The following is a 15015-nucleotide window of genomic DNA, read 5'->3' as shown; positions in this document are numbered from 1 at the left end:
TTAGCGCCGCTGAAAATGATGACCTTCCGCACCGGCGTTTCGCGCAGGCTGGAAGTCACGCATCTGACGACGGCTCTGATCCCCCCGCGCCTGCTGCTGTTGCCACGACGGTGAACGGCTGGAATTTCCGCTGAACGCCGTGCTGCGTGTCATGTTTCCACCCTGACGGAAATTCTCCATCTGCGGATGATTCCCACTGCGCTGAGGCATCATATTGCCGTTATTCTGCTGAGAAAACGGTTGATGCGGCGACAGCTGACCCTGATGTGATAGCGCATCGTGCTGCGGCAACTGACGGCCGGAGACATGATGGCTGTCCGACGACGATACAGGCCGACTGGCTGGTACCGACCGTGGTGATGAATGAGATTGCCCCGGCGTGAAACCCGGATGGCTGTTCATCACCGACGCCGCCTGCTGACGGCGCTGATCGAGGTTCTGATTCTGCACCCCTCCGCTGTTACGCCCGACGGCGCTGCCGTCAAAACCGCGATAATTATTACGCTGCGCGGCATTGTTCAGCGCACGGTTTTGCGTGGCGCCGCCGACGTTTGCGGTACGCGTTGGCGTACCGGCGTTGAACGCGGCATTGTGCTGCCAGCCCGCGGTATTCGCGGAACCTGCATGATTCACTGCATTGTTATTGCCGGAGATACGGTTGTAATTATTGACGTTAACGTTGACGTAATTATTTTGTCCCCCGCCATGATGGCCATCGTCGTGATGATCGTCATGATGATCATAGTCGTCGTGATGATGGTCGTCATCCCAGTCGATGCTGCCGAAAATGGCATAGGTTGCGGCGACGCCCACACCAAAACCGATACCCGAGACCACGCCATTCACAAACTGCTGCCCCGGAGGCGGCGGCAAATAGACCGGCGGATAAGCCGGAGTCGGCCAGGCGCCATACACCACATTCGGGTTATAGCTCGGGACGTAAACCACCTGCGGATCGGCGGATTCGATAATGATGGTTTGCTGCGCGGGTGCGCTCTTCACCACGGTGGTACTGCTGCCTTGCGCCGCAGGTTTAACCGTCACTTTCTGCTGCGGCGTGGTTTTCAGCGCTCCGCTCTTTTGTGCCACCTGACGGAATTTTTGCACGGTATCCATCACGTCGGCAGGCTGCGCCAGAAAGGCGTCACCGAGGTTTTGTACCCAGGCCGGATCTTCACCCATCAGCGCCAGCAGTTGCGGGAACGCCACCAGCGATTTCACGCTCGGATCCCACGGCTCATTCGCCACGGCGCTCACCGCTGCATCGCCCTGGCTTTGCGGATGGTCACGCGACCACTGGACCGCCTGAATCACGTTGGTCGGATAGGTCGAGGCCATTAGCACTTGCGAAAGCAGGCTGTCAGGATAGAGCGCAACGGGCGCAACCCATTGATCGAGCTGTGCCTGCGTAAAAGCGGAAGGCGTGTTGGTCGTTGCGGGCACTGAAACAGGTGCGGCAGCAGGCGCTGGGGGCGGAGTCTGAGTCGTGGTTTCTGCCTGTGAACTGACCGGAAGCCAGCCCTGCATAAACATCACACTCGCCAGCGCAAAAGCGCCCACGCCGCACAGCACTGCAATACCCCAGGGCTTGAATGATAAATTCATTCGGATCACCTTAGAAAGCCTCCGCCGGAATGCGAGGCACAATGAATGAGTATAATCTGACAAAGTAAACTCAACGGCGGTCACTGTATTTTTATTTCACAAATGGGATTTACGCATAAAATGCTTAATTAATGAGGGCTAACATGAAAATTAATCAACTACATGAAATAGCAGGTTTTTTATTTACCCGCGTTACAAACTGAATTACTAAAATTTCACCCCGGCATAATCAGATGAATTCATTAATAATGATAAAAAATACATTACCACCAAATCATTCATGATATGAATGATTATCAAAACATAAATGAGACGGATAAAAAAGGCGCGTACTCCGCAGAATACGCGCCTGTGTCTGTCTCGCAGAGATGAATCAGGACAGTGGCGGTGAATTCAGCCGGCTGGTATCGGCGGCCAGCATATTCTGCACCAGCTCGATACATTCCAGAAAACGCTGGTCGTAATCCGATGATTCAACGTGAACGTAATCGACATTGTTTTGTTTCAGCATATCGATTAACAGGTTCTGGAAAGACATGCGGTCCGTGGTACTGCCCAGACTGCGCAGACCATCCGCAACCCACGGCGTATTGTTTTCCAGCAGGATCACCAGATCGAATTTGTATTCATCAATCAACGCCTGCACGAACGGATGCTCGCGACCTTCGTACTTTTTACAGAACGCCTGTGTGGTCAGGAAATCAGTATCAATGAACGCGACCTTGTTGGCGTATTTCACCGCGAAATCAATGTACTGAGCCTGACCGAGCGCGATTTTATCGTAGTCGGAATATTGCAGCGCCATCTCATCCCCTCCGAGGTGCGAGAACACATAATCGCGGCCGTATTCCCAGGCGCTGGTGGTATTGAAGATGTTGGCTAACTTATTGACCAGCGTCGATTTTCCGCTTGATTCGCCACCCAGCACCGCCACGGTACGCACGAAAAAGGGCTTCACTTCGGTCGGAATGTAATCCCAGTAACGGAACGGATCGTGACGTATCTGGCGGCCACTGATATTCATGAAAGAGCGTTTCGGGTCGATCAGCACGGTTTCAATACCCAGATGCTCACGGTACTGCGGCGCATCGGCCTCTTCGCTGGAGTAAATGGTATTCGGCTCGATACCTTTCTGGCCCATAAACTCTTTGATACCGCGCCCCCAGACGTCCCAGCCATGCGGATACGGCTCCATGCCCTCTTCGTTAAAGGCATGGATGCGAATGTTTTTCTGGTATTTGAAGGTTTGCAGCAACCACCGCAGCCGATCGCTGACGGTTGGCTGCTGGGACATCGAACTGTTCTCGAATAATTCGCGGTCGCGCGGCTCGTCATAGCCCATGATGATGTGCAGCTCATCGACCTGGCTACAGGCGCGCTGGATCAGATAGATATGGCCGGTGTGCAGCGGATAAAACTTGCCGAACACCACGCCGATATTTTTTTCGCGGCGGGGAAACTCAAGGTCGAGGAAGCGATGCAGCGCCTCCAGCTTTTGCGCGCTGGGGCTTTTTATCTTTGCATTCAACAGCTGGCTCAGATAACCCTTGGTCATCCCGCTGGCCTCTGCCACCTGCTGTAATGTTCTTCCCTGCTGCTTAATCGCGGTTTTAAGATAATCGAACTGTGACATGCCTTGTCCCCAAGTTTGCTTTACTAAACAAAAAATAGCATAAACTCGGGGCGAAAGAACACGGATAACCGTTACAAATCGTCGAGTATCGCCAGCGCATCGGCCAGTTTCTTGACGCCAAACACCTGCATACCGGCAGGCACTTTCTTTGGTACGTTGGCGTGAGGCACGATGGCGCGTTTGAAACCATGCTTCGCCGCTTCGGTAATTCGCTCCTGACCGCTTGGCACCGGACGAATTTCCCCGGACAGCCCGACTTCGCCAAAGACCACCAGATCATGCGGCAACGGACGATCGCGCAGGCTCGACACCAGCGAGAGCAGCAGCGCCAGATCGGCACTGGTTTCCGTCACTTTCACACCACCCACCACGTTGACAAAGACATCCTGATCCGCCATCTGCAAACCGCCGTGACGGTGCAGAACGGCCAGCAGGATCGCCAGACGGTTTTGCTCCAGACCCACAGCGACACGGCGCGGATTCCCCATCATCGACTGATCAACCAGCGCCTGCACTTCCACCAGCAAAGGCCGCGTGCCTTCCCACAACACCATCACCGAACTGCCCGAGGTGATTTCATCGCCACGGCTGAGGAAAATGGCTGAAGGATTACTCACTTCACGCAGACCCTGTTCGGTCATGGCAAAGACGCCCAGCTCATTCACTGCGCCAAAACGGTTTTTATGGCTGCGCAGCGTACGAAAGCGGGAATCGGCATCGCCGTCGAGCAACACCGAACAGTCGATACAGTGTTCGAGCACTTTCGGGCCGGCCAGTGAACCGTCCTTGGTGACGTGACCAACCATCACGATCGCCACGCCGCGCGTTTTGGCGAAGCGGGTGAGGTAGGCAGCAGTTTCACGCACCTGCGCCACAGTGCCAGGTGACGACTGGATATCCGCCATATGCATCACCTGAATGGAGTCGATCACCATCAGCTTCGGCTTTTCAACATCGGCAATTTCACAAATCTGCTCGATGCTGGTTTCCGAAAGCATGTTCATGTTGGCCGTCGGCAACCCGAGGCGGTGGGCGCGCATCGCGACCTGCTGCAGTGATTCTTCCCCGGTGACGTACAGGGTTTTCATATTTTCGCTGAGATGACACAGAATTTGCAGCAGCAAGGTACTTTTACCGGCACCCGGATTCCCACCGATGAGAATCGCACTGCCGGGCACCACGCCGCCGCCGAGCACACGGTCAAACTCTTTGAAACCGGTGCTGAAACGTGGAAGTTCATCGAGGCTGATGTCCGAGAGCTTCTGCACGCGGCTGACGCCTGCATCGCCCGCATAACCGGTCAGGCGCTCATTACGCGCCACGGTCGGAGAAGCCGCCAAACGGATTTCAGTAATGCTGTTCCAGCCCTGACAGGCACTACACTGCCCTTGCCAGCGCGGGTAGTCTGCGCCACATTCATTACACACAAATGCACGTTTTGGTGCTTTAGCCACAACTTACCTCTTTGTTTATTAACGTTCTTTATTTGCCGACTAGGACTGACTGCCGCTGAGAATACACAAAACTCCCAACAAATCTGCATGACGGATACACACTTCAGCCTGTTCATAGACTTTCGGTTTGGCGTGATACGCAATCCCCATGCCCGCCACGGCCATCATTTTCAGATCGTTGGCACCATCGCCAATTGCTACGGTTTGTTCATGCGGAATTTCCAGTTTTTCGGCCAGTTTCAGCAGCGTGTCGGCTTTGTATTGCGCATCGACAATCGGACCGATCACGCGGCCAGTCAGTTTGCCTTCACGGATTTCCAGCTCGTTGGCCGCCACATCCACCAGGTTCAGCCGATCGCGCAGATATTCGGCGTAATAGGTAAAGCCGCCTGAGGCTATCGCCACATGCCAGCCCGCTTCCTGTAACCGCTGCACCATGACCGTCAGGCCCGGCATCAGCGGTAAAGTTTCACGCACCTGTTGCAGAATGCTGGCATCGGCATCTTTGAGCGTGGCGACACGCTGACGCAGGCTGGCAGAGAAATCCAGCTCGCCGCGCATGGCGCGTTCAGTCACTTCCGACACCTGTTCACCGACGCCCGCCAGTTTGGCGATTTCATCGATGCATTCAATCTCAATCGCGGTAGAATCCATGTCCATAACCAGAAGGCCCGGTGCGCGAAGGTAAGGCACTTTACCGAGCTGCGTGACGTCAAACTCAAAGGATTCCGCCAGTTTCTGCGCATCCGCCGTCAGTGAACCGGCCAGACGCACCACCTGATAACCTTCCACCGCCCATGCGCTGACAATCACCAGAGCGCGCCCTAACTGGCGCTGGAACTGCGTGATGCTGAGTTTATCGAGTTTTCTACCGTAGAGAAGCCACCCGGTATGTCCTGCCCGGTAATCCAGCGGCATGACTTCATCACCGCTCAATGAAAGGGGAAGTCCCGGCCATTGGTGGATCTCCGCGGGAAGATCGCAATAGGTCAGACTGTTTGGCATGATTACTCCGGTAGATTGGTTTGTTAAAACGACAATTAAAGACGGTAGAAAAGGCAGGGCGTCGCCGATAAAAGAAGGCATCAAGCTACCTTATCGCTGCCGCTTCTGGCAACATTAAAGTCATCGAAAAACGCAAGGAAACGGAATGGCAAAGGCCAAACTCAAATTTCGCCTGCACCGCGCTGCTATCGTATTGATTAGCCTGGCGTTATTAGTCATTCTTATGCAAGGCGCCTCCTACTTCAGCCTGGGGCATCAGCTCGCCCGATCCACGCAGGTCGAGCAACTCGCCCAAACGCTCGCCAAACAGGTGGCCTTTTCACTCGCGCCATTAATGGACAGCGACAATGATGGCGCCGATATTGCACAGATTTCCACTATTTTGAGTCAGCTTACCGACGGCAGTCGCATTCTCGACGCCAGCGTTTATCAGTCGGACGGCTCGCTGGTCGCTCATGCAGGTGAACAGGTGCCAGTGCGCGATCGTCTTTCTCTCGACGGCAAACGCGCGGGCAGCTATTTCAACCATCAGATTGTGGTGCCGATTGAAGATAAGAGCGGACCGAGTGGTTTCTTGCGCATCACGCTGGATACGCACGTGCTGGCGACCGAATCCAAACAGGTGGATAACACCACCAATCTGCTGCGCCTGATGATGCTAGCCGCGCTGGGTGTCGGCATTATACTCGCCCGCACGCTGTTGCAGGGCCGCCGTTCACGCTGGCAGCAGTCGCCGTTCCTGCTGACGGCCAGCAAACCGGTGAAAGAGGATGATGAGCCCGAGGAAGAAGAAGCGCCTGATGATTTTGGTCCGCCGCCGACGCTGAACCTGACCGAACCCGACGCCGAAGTCGCCCCGGCCAAACCCGCCACTGAAGCACAGACGAAAGAAGCGGCTCAGGCCGCCTACCGCAGCCTGAAACGCAGCAAGCCGAAGTGATTCAGCTAATCGGAAACCGCGTTACTTCATAGAATGCATATCTCATTGCATAGCAAAACGGGCGCCTTTCGGCACCCGTTTTTAACTCTGCTATACGGCGGCAGAACTTATTCTTTATCGCCCAGCAGAACGGATTCCAGCGCGATTTCAACCATGTCGTTGAAGGTCGTCTGACGTTCAGCCGCGGTGGTTTGCTCATGGGTACGGATATGGTCGGAAACGGTACAGATGGTCAGCGCTTTTGCGCCGAATTCTGCTGCCACGCCGTAGATACCGGCGGCTTCCATTTCCACACCCAGAATGCCGTACTTTTCCATCACGTCGAACATTTGCGGGTCTGGTGTATAGAACAGATCTGCGGAGAAGATGTTACCCACGCGGGCGTGAATGCCTTTCGCTTTCGCAGCATCAGCGGCGTTACGCACCATGTCGTAATCAGCAATAGCGGCATAGTCGTGATCTTTGAAACGCATACGGTTCACTTTGGAATCGGTGCAGGCACCCATGCCGATCACGATGTCGCGCAGTTTGATGTCTTCACGCACAGCGCCACAAGAACCCACGCGGATGATTTTTTTCACGCCGAATTCGGTGATCAGCTCTTTAGCATAAATTGAGCAGGAAGGAATGCCCATGCCGTGGCCCATGACAGAAATTTTGCGGCCTTTGTATGTGCCGGTGAATCCTAACATGCCACGCACGTCGTTCACCTGCTTAACGTCTTGCAGGAAAGTTTCCGCGATGTGCTTGGCGCGCAGCGGATCTCCTGGCATCAGCACTACGTCAGCAAAGTCGCCCATTTCAGCATTAATGTGTGGAGTTGCCATCTTTTTATTCCTTAATCAGCGAGGTATCACATTCATCATAAAAACGCGGCCAGTATTCAATGTACTGGCCGCGTATGCAAAGTCTTACAGCATGGATTTACCGTAATCCATTGGTGTCAGATCGAAGTATTTTGCGACCGTCTGACCAATATCTGCGAAGGTTTCGCGGTGGCCCAGCGAGCCCGGTTTCACTTTCGGGCCGTAGATTAACACCGGAATGTGCTCACGGGTATGATCTGTGCCACGCCATGTCGGGTCGCAACCGTGGTCGGCGGTGAAGATGATGATGTCATCTTCTTTCACCAGTTCCAGCAGTTCAGGCATGCGGCGGTCGAATAGCTCCAGCGCAGCAGCGTAGCCTGGAACATCACGACGGTGGCCGTAAGAGGAATCAAAATCAACGAAGTTGGTGAAGACGATCGTCTTATCACCCGCTTCTTTCATTTCTTTGATGGTCGCGTCAAACAGCGCGTCCAGACCGGTAGCTTTCACTTTTTTGGTGATGCCCACCTGTGCATAGATATCGGCGATTTTACCAACGGACACCACGTGACCATTTTTCTCATCGACCAGCTTTTTCAGGATGGTCGGTGCCGGTGGTTCCACCGCTAAGTCGTGGCGGTTACCGGTACGCTCGAAGTTACCTGCTTTGTCGCCGATGAATGGACGGGCGATCACGCGGCCAATGTTGTAGCCACCTTCTGTCAGCTCTTCACGGGCGATTTCACACAGTTCATACAGACGATCCAGCCCGAAGGTTTCTTCGTGGCAGGCAATCTGGAAAACGGAATCCGCCGAGGTATAGAAAATCGGCTTGCCGGTTTTCATATGTTCTTCGCCTAAATCATCCAGCACCACGGTACCTGAGGAATGGCAGTTGCCAAGGTAGCCAGGCAGATTGGCGCGCTCAACCAGTTTATCCAGCAGCTCCTGCGGGAAGCTGTTGGTGGTATCGCTGAAATAACCCCACTCAAACAGCACAGGCACACCGGCAATTTCCCAGTGGCCTGACGGGGTGTCTTTACCGGAAGACAATTCGCTGGCGTAGGCATACGCACCGGTGATTTCAGAATCACCGTCCATGCCGTCAGGAATTTTACCGGTAGATTCTTCCGCGGCTTTCGCCAGGCCCAGACGGGTCAGGTTCGGCAGATTCAGCGGCCCTTTGCGACCTTTGTCGGCTTCGCCACGCGCACAGGCAGCCGCGATATGACCCAGCGTGTCGGAGCCTGTATCGCCAAAGCGTTCGGCATCTTCACTGGCACCGATACCGAATGAGTCTAACACCATGATAAATGTACGTTTCATTTTGCTCTCCTGCGAATGGTTACGCATTGGGTCACGCGGAACTGCCGCGTACCTGATCAGTCTTAAATGGGGGCGGGACCGCCTGAAATCAAGCGTTGCCGCCGATCCGGCGATACACCACCGGTGTGCTTTCAGGGGCTTTATCGCTCAGGACAATGGCAGCGCGCACTTCTGCAGCGGCCTGCTGCCACGCGTTTTCACTGTTGGCGTGGATCATCGCCAGCGGCTGACGCGTATCGACCTGCTGGCCGAGCTGCGCCATGTGAGTCAGACCGACGCTGTAATCGATAGGATCGCTGGCACGACGACGGCCACCGCCCAGTGACACGACCGCCATGCCCAGCGCACGGGTATCCATCGCACTGACGATGCCGTTGGCTTCGGCGTACACCGGTTTGCTTAGCGTCGCCTGCGGCAGATAGCGATCGTAATTCTCGATAAAGTCCACCGGACCTTTCTGTGCCGCAATCATGCGACCAAAGATTTCAGCCGCTTTGCCGTTATCCAGCACCGTCTGCAATTTGCTGCGGGCGTCGGCGTCGTCTGTTGCCAGACCGCCGGAGAGCAGCATTTCCACGCAAAGCGCCATGGTCACTTCGAACAGGCGTGGATTGCGATATTCGCCGGTCAGGAAGCGTACGGCTTCGCGTACTTCAACCGCGTTACCGGCACTCGACGCCAGTACCTGATTCATGTCAGTGAGCAGTGCGGTGGTTTTGCAACCTGCGCCATTGGCCACATCGGCAATCGACTGGGCCAGATCTTCGGACAGCTGGTAGGTTGGCATAAATGCGCCGGAACCCACTTTGACATCCATGACCAGCGCATCCAGACCCTCAGCCAGCTTTTTGGCGAGGATTGATGCGGTGATCAGCGGAATGGAATCGACGGTCGCGGTAATATCGCGGGTCGCGTAGAAGCGTTTATCCGCCGGTGCCAGCGAACTGGTCTGGCCGATAATCGCCACGCCGACATCCTGAATAATGCTGCGGAAACGGCTGTCGTCCGGGAAGATATCAAAGCCCGGAATGGCTTCGAGTTTATCCAGCGTACCACCGGTATGACCGAGGCCACGGCCAGAGATCATCGGCACGTAACCGCCACAGGCGGCAACCATCGGGCCTAACATCAGAGACGTCACGTCACCCACGCCGCCGGTGGAATGTTTATCCACAATCGGGCCGTTCAGGTTCAGACTTTTCCAGTTCAGAACAGTACCGGAATCGCGCATGGCCATGGTCAGCGAAACGCGCTCATTCATGGTCATATCGTTGAAATAAATAGTCATTGCCAGTGCGGCGATCTGACCTTCTGAAACCTGGCTGTCGCGAATACCATTAACAAAGAAACGAATCTCTTCGTCACTTAAAGGGTGGCCATCACGTTTTTTACGAATAATTTCTTGTGCGAGAAACAAGGTATCCCCCTGCCTGAGCTGAACGCCAAAATCTGGACGCTGAATGTGCGGGCGCTGCATAGCAACGCCCTGACAGATGCGCACCGCAGACGCGGTGCCGTGGTGATCAATAGCTGCTGGTAGCTTTCTGGCCAGCATGACCCAGCGTGGTCAGCAGGCTTGCCAGCAGGCTGGAAGCACCGAAACGGAAATGACGAGAGTCAGCCCATTCGCGGCCCAGCAGTCGGTCAGCCAGCGCCAGATATTGCGCAGCATCTTCAGCGGTTTTCACGCCACCGGCAGGTTTGAAACCGACGTCTTTGCCCACGCCCATTTCAGCGATCACGCTCATCATCAGCTCAGCGCTGTGCAATGTCGCGTTTTCCGGCACTTTACCGGTGGAGGTTTTGATGAAGTCAGCGCCTGCTTTGATAGCGATTTCAGACGCTTTACGGATCAGCGCGTCTTGCTTGAGTTCACCGGTTTCGATGATCACTTTCAGCAGGACATTGGCAGCGGCACAGGCTTCTTTGCACTGTTTCACCATTTCAAAACCAACCTGCTCATTACCGGCCATCAGCGCGCGGTACGGGAAGACCACGTCAACTTCATCTGCGCCGTAAGCGATAGCGGCACGGGTTTCAGCCAGCGCAATCTCAAGATCGTCGTTCCCGTGCGGGAAGTTGGTCACGGTAGCAATGCGGATGTCCGGCGTACCTTGCTCGCGCAGGGTTTTACGGGCAATCGGGATAAAACGAGGATAAATGCACACAGCAGCGGTGTTACCTGCCGGGCTTTTTGCCTGATGACAAAGCGCGATCACTTTTGCATCGGTGTCGTCTTCGTTCAGGGTGGTTAAATCCATCAGGTTCAGCGCACGTTGTGCTGCGGCGGTTAAATCGGTCATATAACTCTCCAACAATTTTCAATTCCAGCGACCAGCCAGAACTGAGCATACAGTCATGAATTCCTTTCGGCGGTTAACGTCGAAGAAGAATTCTGCACGGTTGGCGAGCGGACTTGGTTCCTTGAAGATAGCATGCGTAAGCGCTTTGGATGGCTTACGCGGCAACTGAGATCCTTCTCACCGCGCTTTCATTGGCTGACGCCAATTCGTTGTGACTATTTGAACACGTCACGTCAGGTTCCTGTGTGCAGTATTTCACACAAAATGAAAACCGTTTGCAACGTTGCTTGATGAAATGAGATCTAAATCACATTTACCCGGCATTATGCTCAGTATTCGGCCCATATAAGAGTGTATACCCGATTCGTGACAAAAGGAGTTCGGGCGGACTCGCGGGGATCACCGACCGGTAATCTTGCGGTCAATGTTATAATAATAACATTTCAAAGAGAACCTAATTCTCAACTTACGGTTTAACTCGCGTTATAAAGGAATGATGGATATGGATAAATGTTATTTAAATCACAAAACCAAGAGGAAGTTTACAGCGCAGGAGGAAGATTGAACACCCGACGAGTATTGGCGAGCAGCGCATCGGCAATCTCTTGCGGCGTTTCACTGCGTAACTGACACAACACCTCAAACACCGTGGCGGCTCGTTCCGGGCGATTGGGCTGCCCCTGAAAACCCTGAAGCGGCATATCCGGCGCATCCGTTTCCAGCAGCAAAGAAGAAAGCGGCAATTGCGCCATCACCTGACGGGTTTTCTGTGCGCGTTCGTAGCTGATGGTCCCGCCGACGCCAATGGCAAAACCCATTTTGATAAATGCCTGCGCCTGAGAAAGGCTGCCTGCAAACCCGTGAACCACGCCGGTAGCCGGAAGTTTCGCCTGACGCAGCATAGCTGCCAGATGATCGTGGCTGCGGCGCGAATGCAGGATCACCGGAAGCATCTCTCGTTTTGCCAGCGCGAACTGCGCTTTGAGCAGCGCTTGTTGTTGCTCAAACATCGGTGTTTCCATAAACAAATCCAGCCCGATTTCACCGACCGCCACCACGTGCGGACAGTGCCGGCTGAGCAGTGCATCCAGCTGCTCCAGATCGTTATCTTTATGCTGCGCGATATACAAAGGATGCAGGCCCAGCGCGGCGTACAGCGGCGGGAAGTTTTTTGCCAGTGCGAGAATACCGTCAAAACGATCGGCGGTCACCGCGGGGACGATGATTTCCTGCACTCCGGCCTGTTCGGCCAGACGCAGGCTTTCGGCTTCCGCGCCGGTAAACGGCGGGAAATCGAAATGGCAGTGGGTATCCACAAAGTGAAAACTCACAGCTTATCGCCTTCGCTGGCGGAGTAATGTTCCACAGGATCCACGTCGGAAGAGAGGTTTTGCGAACGATGTTCTCCCATCGTGTTGTCCTGAAATGCGGCCGGACGTACAACGCCGCCGTCAGCCACCATATCCGTGAGCACGGCCGGATCGAGCACAATCTGTTCGACGGTGCTGACCGCGGCGGCCAGCGGCGTTTCATGTTCCGGTTCGTTCGCGGGCACGACCACGCGCTGAGGACGCGCCGGGCGCGGCGTCACCTGCGGATAAGGGCGCTCGTTTTCACGCGGCAATAACCAGTGCGCGGCGGCAGATAAGAAATACCGGCCACAGCGGCGTCCCAGATGATAATCCTGATTGAGCGCTGGCAAACGGCTGCCAAGCGCGTGGCTGGCCAGGGGCTTCGGCGGGAATATTTCAAAAATCCGCACGTCGCCCGGTGGATTCTCAATAAACTGCTGAATGCGGTGATAGCTGTTTTCGTGATGCTGCATCATGCGCACCAGTTGCTGAAGACTGCTTTCGCTCAGCCACTGCTCCATGCGTTTCATCCACTGCGGCGTATAGAACATCGCCGACGGGACGGTGCGGATCACCACGATAGTATCTGCGCCGCGACGGTAGGCTTCTTCCACCGGAATCGCATCACTGATGCCGCCGTCCTGATAACTGATGCCGTCAAGATCCACGCCCATGCGGTAAAAGCCTGGAATGGCACTCGAGGCTTTAATCACCGGCAGCCAGTTCTCGCGCGTTGGCGCAAAATAATTGGCTGTGTAGTCATCACTACGGCAGGCACACATCAGAAACTCGCGGCCATCGATCAACAGCTTCTCCGCACTTTCCATCGCCAGTGGCATGTTTTTAGCAGTTTCATCCACCAGCCAGTCGAGATCGATAAGATGACCTCCACGCACAAAGCGCAGAGGATTGAAAAAATCAGGGCTGGTAGTGTAGCGGGTAATCACTCTGCGGGCGTAGCCGGGTTGTCCGCACACAAAGGCCGAAAGGTTTTGTGCACCGGCGGAGGTCCCCAGATATAAATCGAAGGGATTAAAATGGGCACGCTGAAATTCATCCAGCACACCCGCGGTAAAAATGCCTCTCTGCCCTCCCCCCTCGCACACCAGAGCAATCTTGCCCGGCCGGTAAGGTTTATACGCCAGCGGTTCTATATTCCCCAGCGTGACAGGTATTCTGTATCCCAACGCATCGTCCTCACACATTTAGCCTCAGCAGGCAGGCCTCTTTTCTGAGCATACCTTGTCTGCCGGGTTTGAGTGAGTTTCTTGCCAAAATGTGAGGATAAAATCGTTACTTCTTGTTAACGGAACTCATCAATCAAACACATCATTCCACAAAAAAGCAACGCCCCCTTCTCAGAACACACGGCGGTTAAGCCATATCTTCAGACAAGAGGGCGATGCGATTTTTACTGCGGTATATCTGCTAACGTTATGACTTCATAACGTTATTGTCAGAGCCGTTTACGACCGGTAAACAGGCTGACCAGGAACAGAATGATACCCACTACGAATACGATTTTTGCAGCCCAGGCAGCTGTACCAGCCAAACCACCAAAACCCAGTGCCGCCGCGATCAACGCGATGATTAGAAAAATAATGCCCCAACGAAACATAAGCTTCTCCTTTACCCTATATATTCACTTTGCCAGTTTAAAAAGGTGACACTCCTACTTCCGGTCTGAAGTCTCGGTGTACATTCTCTTGGTGACACTTTATTAGCCGGCAAATACCGGAGATAAAAATCATCACTTACCTAATAAAGATAGTCGGAAAAATGAAAGTGTTAGTGAAAACCAACGCTTATTTTCCAAATAAATGTTCACTCAGGTATTACGTAAGTCTTCAGTACCGAACAATGTGCAGGAGGTACGGTATATCGTTATATGTTGTTCAAAATATGTCGTTCACTTCCGGCGCCCTGCCCGTAGGGGGCGCCGTTTACTGCTGTCGTTCTGCGAAATTACGGTGCAACTTTCAGGTCGTTTTTAACGCTTTTCACGCCATCAACGGTCTTCGCAACGCTTTCAGCACGGTCGGACTGTGCCTTATCTTTCACATCACCGGAAAGCTGTACAACGCCTGCCGTGGTTTCTACTTTCACGTTACGTGAAGGCACGATGTCGTCAGCCAGCAGTTTGGCTTTTACAGAAGCCGTTGTGGCGGAATCACCGGCGTAGCCTTTCACGCTTTGTTCGCTTTTGTCTTTGGTATGCAATTTGTCACTGACAGATTTCACGCCTTCAACTTTAGTCGCTGCGGCAACTGCCTGCTCAGCTTCAGCCTGTGAGGATACAAAGCCGCTCAGGGTGACAACACCTGAAGTCGTGGTCACAGAGATGTCGGTGCTTTTAATGGCTTTATCATCTACCAGTGCACTTTTCACTTTTGCTGTGATGGCGCTGTCGCCCATGTAGTTATCAACTTTCTTCATGGAACTATCGATTTTTGCACCTGCGCTATCAGTTGTGGTTGCGGCCAGAGCGCTACCACTCATCAGTGCAGTACCCAGAACGACGGCCATCATTGAATAGGCAAATTTAGAATTTTTCATCGATTTCTTCCTTTCAGTTTATGAGCCCTAAT

At 54.0% G+C, this 15015-nt stretch carries 13 protein-coding genes; 1 reads left to right on the top strand and 12 read right to left on the bottom strand.

Features of this window, described 5'->3' with window-relative positions; all coding sequences use genetic code 11:
- The 4 genes from GE278_03100 to GE278_03085 all read right to left on the bottom strand — a co-directional run bounded on the left by GE278_03100 (position 1) and on the right by GE278_03085 (position 5697).
- Positions 1 to 1605 carry a DUF3300 domain-containing protein gene (locus GE278_03100; protein QLK59834.1) on the bottom strand — a complete coding sequence of 535 codons (1605 nt, stop codon included), beginning with the start codon at positions 1603 to 1605 and terminating at the stop codon, positions 1 to 3.
- 373 nt (positions 1606 to 1978) lie between these two features.
- Complete coding sequence (gene nadR / locus GE278_03095) at positions 1979 to 3238, bottom strand: multifunctional transcriptional regulator/nicotinamide-nucleotide adenylyltransferase/ribosylnicotinamide kinase NadR (protein QLK59833.1); 1260 nt, start codon at positions 3236 to 3238, stop codon at positions 1979 to 1981.
- A gap of 71 nt (positions 3239 to 3309) precedes the next feature.
- Positions 3310 to 4692 (bottom strand): DNA repair protein RadA, encoded by a 1383-nt coding sequence (radA, locus tag GE278_03090; protein ID QLK59832.1) that lies wholly within the window; start codon positions 4690 to 4692, stop codon positions 3310 to 3312.
- Between the two features lie 39 nt (positions 4693 to 4731).
- Complete coding sequence (locus tag GE278_03085; protein ID QLK59831.1) at positions 4732 to 5697, bottom strand: phosphoserine phosphatase; 966 nt, start codon at positions 5695 to 5697, stop codon at positions 4732 to 4734.
- Between the two features lie 145 nt (positions 5698 to 5842).
- On the opposite strand from GE278_03085, the gene GE278_03080 reads away from it, so the two are divergent.
- Positions 5843 to 6637 carry a YtjB family periplasmic protein gene (locus tag GE278_03080; GenBank protein ID QLK59830.1) on the top strand — a complete coding sequence of 265 codons (795 nt, stop codon included), beginning with the start codon at positions 5843 to 5845 and terminating at the stop codon, positions 6635 to 6637.
- 107 nt (positions 6638 to 6744) lie between these two features.
- On the opposite strand, the gene deoD is transcribed toward GE278_03080, so the two are convergent.
- From deoD to osmY, 8 genes are all read right to left on the bottom strand, one after another.
- A complete protein-coding gene (deoD, locus tag GE278_03075; GenBank protein ID QLK59829.1) occupies positions 6745 to 7464 on the bottom strand; it encodes a purine-nucleoside phosphorylase in 720 nt (239 codons plus the stop codon).
- Between the two features lie 84 nt (positions 7465 to 7548).
- Positions 7549 to 8772: a phosphopentomutase gene (gene deoB / locus GE278_03070; protein ID QLK59828.1), complete on the bottom strand. Its 1224-nt coding sequence runs from the start codon at positions 8770 to 8772 to the stop codon at positions 7549 to 7551.
- 88 nt (positions 8773 to 8860) lie between these two features.
- Positions 8861 to 10189, bottom strand: a complete 1329-nt coding sequence (gene deoA / locus GE278_03065) for a thymidine phosphorylase (protein QLK63166.1) — start codon at positions 10187 to 10189, stop codon at positions 8861 to 8863.
- Positions 10190 to 10295: 106 nt separating this feature from the next.
- Positions 10296 to 11075, bottom strand: coding sequence for a deoxyribose-phosphate aldolase (gene deoC / locus GE278_03060; protein QLK59827.1), 780 nt, complete (start codon positions 11073 to 11075; stop codon positions 10296 to 10298).
- Between the two features lie 542 nt (positions 11076 to 11617).
- Positions 11618 to 12406, bottom strand: a complete 789-nt coding sequence (locus tag GE278_03055) for a metal-dependent hydrolase (protein QLK59826.1) — start codon at positions 12404 to 12406, stop codon at positions 11618 to 11620.
- Positions 12403 to 13632 carry a patatin family protein gene (locus GE278_03050; GenBank protein QLK59825.1) on the bottom strand — a complete coding sequence of 410 codons (1230 nt, stop codon included), beginning with the start codon at positions 13630 to 13632 and terminating at the stop codon, positions 12403 to 12405. Before GE278_03050 ends, GE278_03055 begins: the two co-directional genes overlap by 4 nt.
- 251 nt (positions 13633 to 13883) lie before the next feature.
- Complete coding sequence (locus GE278_03045; protein ID QLK59824.1) at positions 13884 to 14045, bottom strand: DUF1328 domain-containing protein; 162 nt, start codon at positions 14043 to 14045, stop codon at positions 13884 to 13886.
- Positions 14046 to 14392: 347 nt separating this feature from the next.
- A complete protein-coding gene (gene osmY / locus GE278_03040; protein ID QLK59823.1) occupies positions 14393 to 14983 on the bottom strand; it encodes a molecular chaperone OsmY in 591 nt (196 codons plus the stop codon).
- Positions 14984 to 15015 lie beyond the last annotated feature (32 nt).

The sequence above is a fragment of the Enterobacteriaceae bacterium Kacie_13 genome (assembly GCA_013457415.1).
GTDB lineage: Bacteria > Pseudomonadota > Gammaproteobacteria > Enterobacterales > Enterobacteriaceae > Rahnella.
This window is presented reverse-complemented; position numbering and strand designations above follow the sequence as displayed.

Coding starts and splice junctions, on each gene's coding strand:
- nadR (QLK59833.1), bottom strand. CDS start 3,238: ATGTCACAGTTCGATTATCTTAAAACCGCGATTAAGCAGCAGGGAAGA.
- GE278_03045 (QLK59824.1), bottom strand. CDS start 14,045: ATGTTTCGTTGGGGCATTATTTTTCTAATCATCGCGTTGATCGCGGCG.
- GE278_03050 (QLK59825.1), bottom strand. CDS start 13,632: ATGTGTGAGGACGATGCGTTGGGATACAGAATACCTGTCACGCTGGGG.
- deoB (QLK59828.1), bottom strand. CDS start 8,772: ATGAAACGTACATTTATCATGGTGTTAGACTCATTCGGTATCGGTGCC.
- deoD (QLK59829.1), bottom strand. CDS start 7,464: ATGGCAACTCCACACATTAATGCTGAAATGGGCGACTTTGCTGACGTA.
- osmY (QLK59823.1), bottom strand. CDS start 14,983: ATGAAAAATTCTAAATTTGCCTATTCAATGATGGCCGTCGTTCTGGGT.
- GE278_03100 (QLK59834.1), bottom strand. CDS start 1,605: ATGAATTTATCATTCAAGCCCTGGGGTATTGCAGTGCTGTGCGGCGTG.
- GE278_03085 (QLK59831.1), bottom strand. CDS start 5,697: ATGCCAAACAGTCTGACCTATTGCGATCTTCCCGCGGAGATCCACCAA.
- deoC (QLK59827.1), bottom strand. CDS start 11,075: ATGACCGATTTAACCGCCGCAGCACAACGTGCGCTGAACCTGATGGAT.
- GE278_03080 (QLK59830.1), top strand. CDS start 5,843: ATGGCAAAGGCCAAACTCAAATTTCGCCTGCACCGCGCTGCTATCGTA.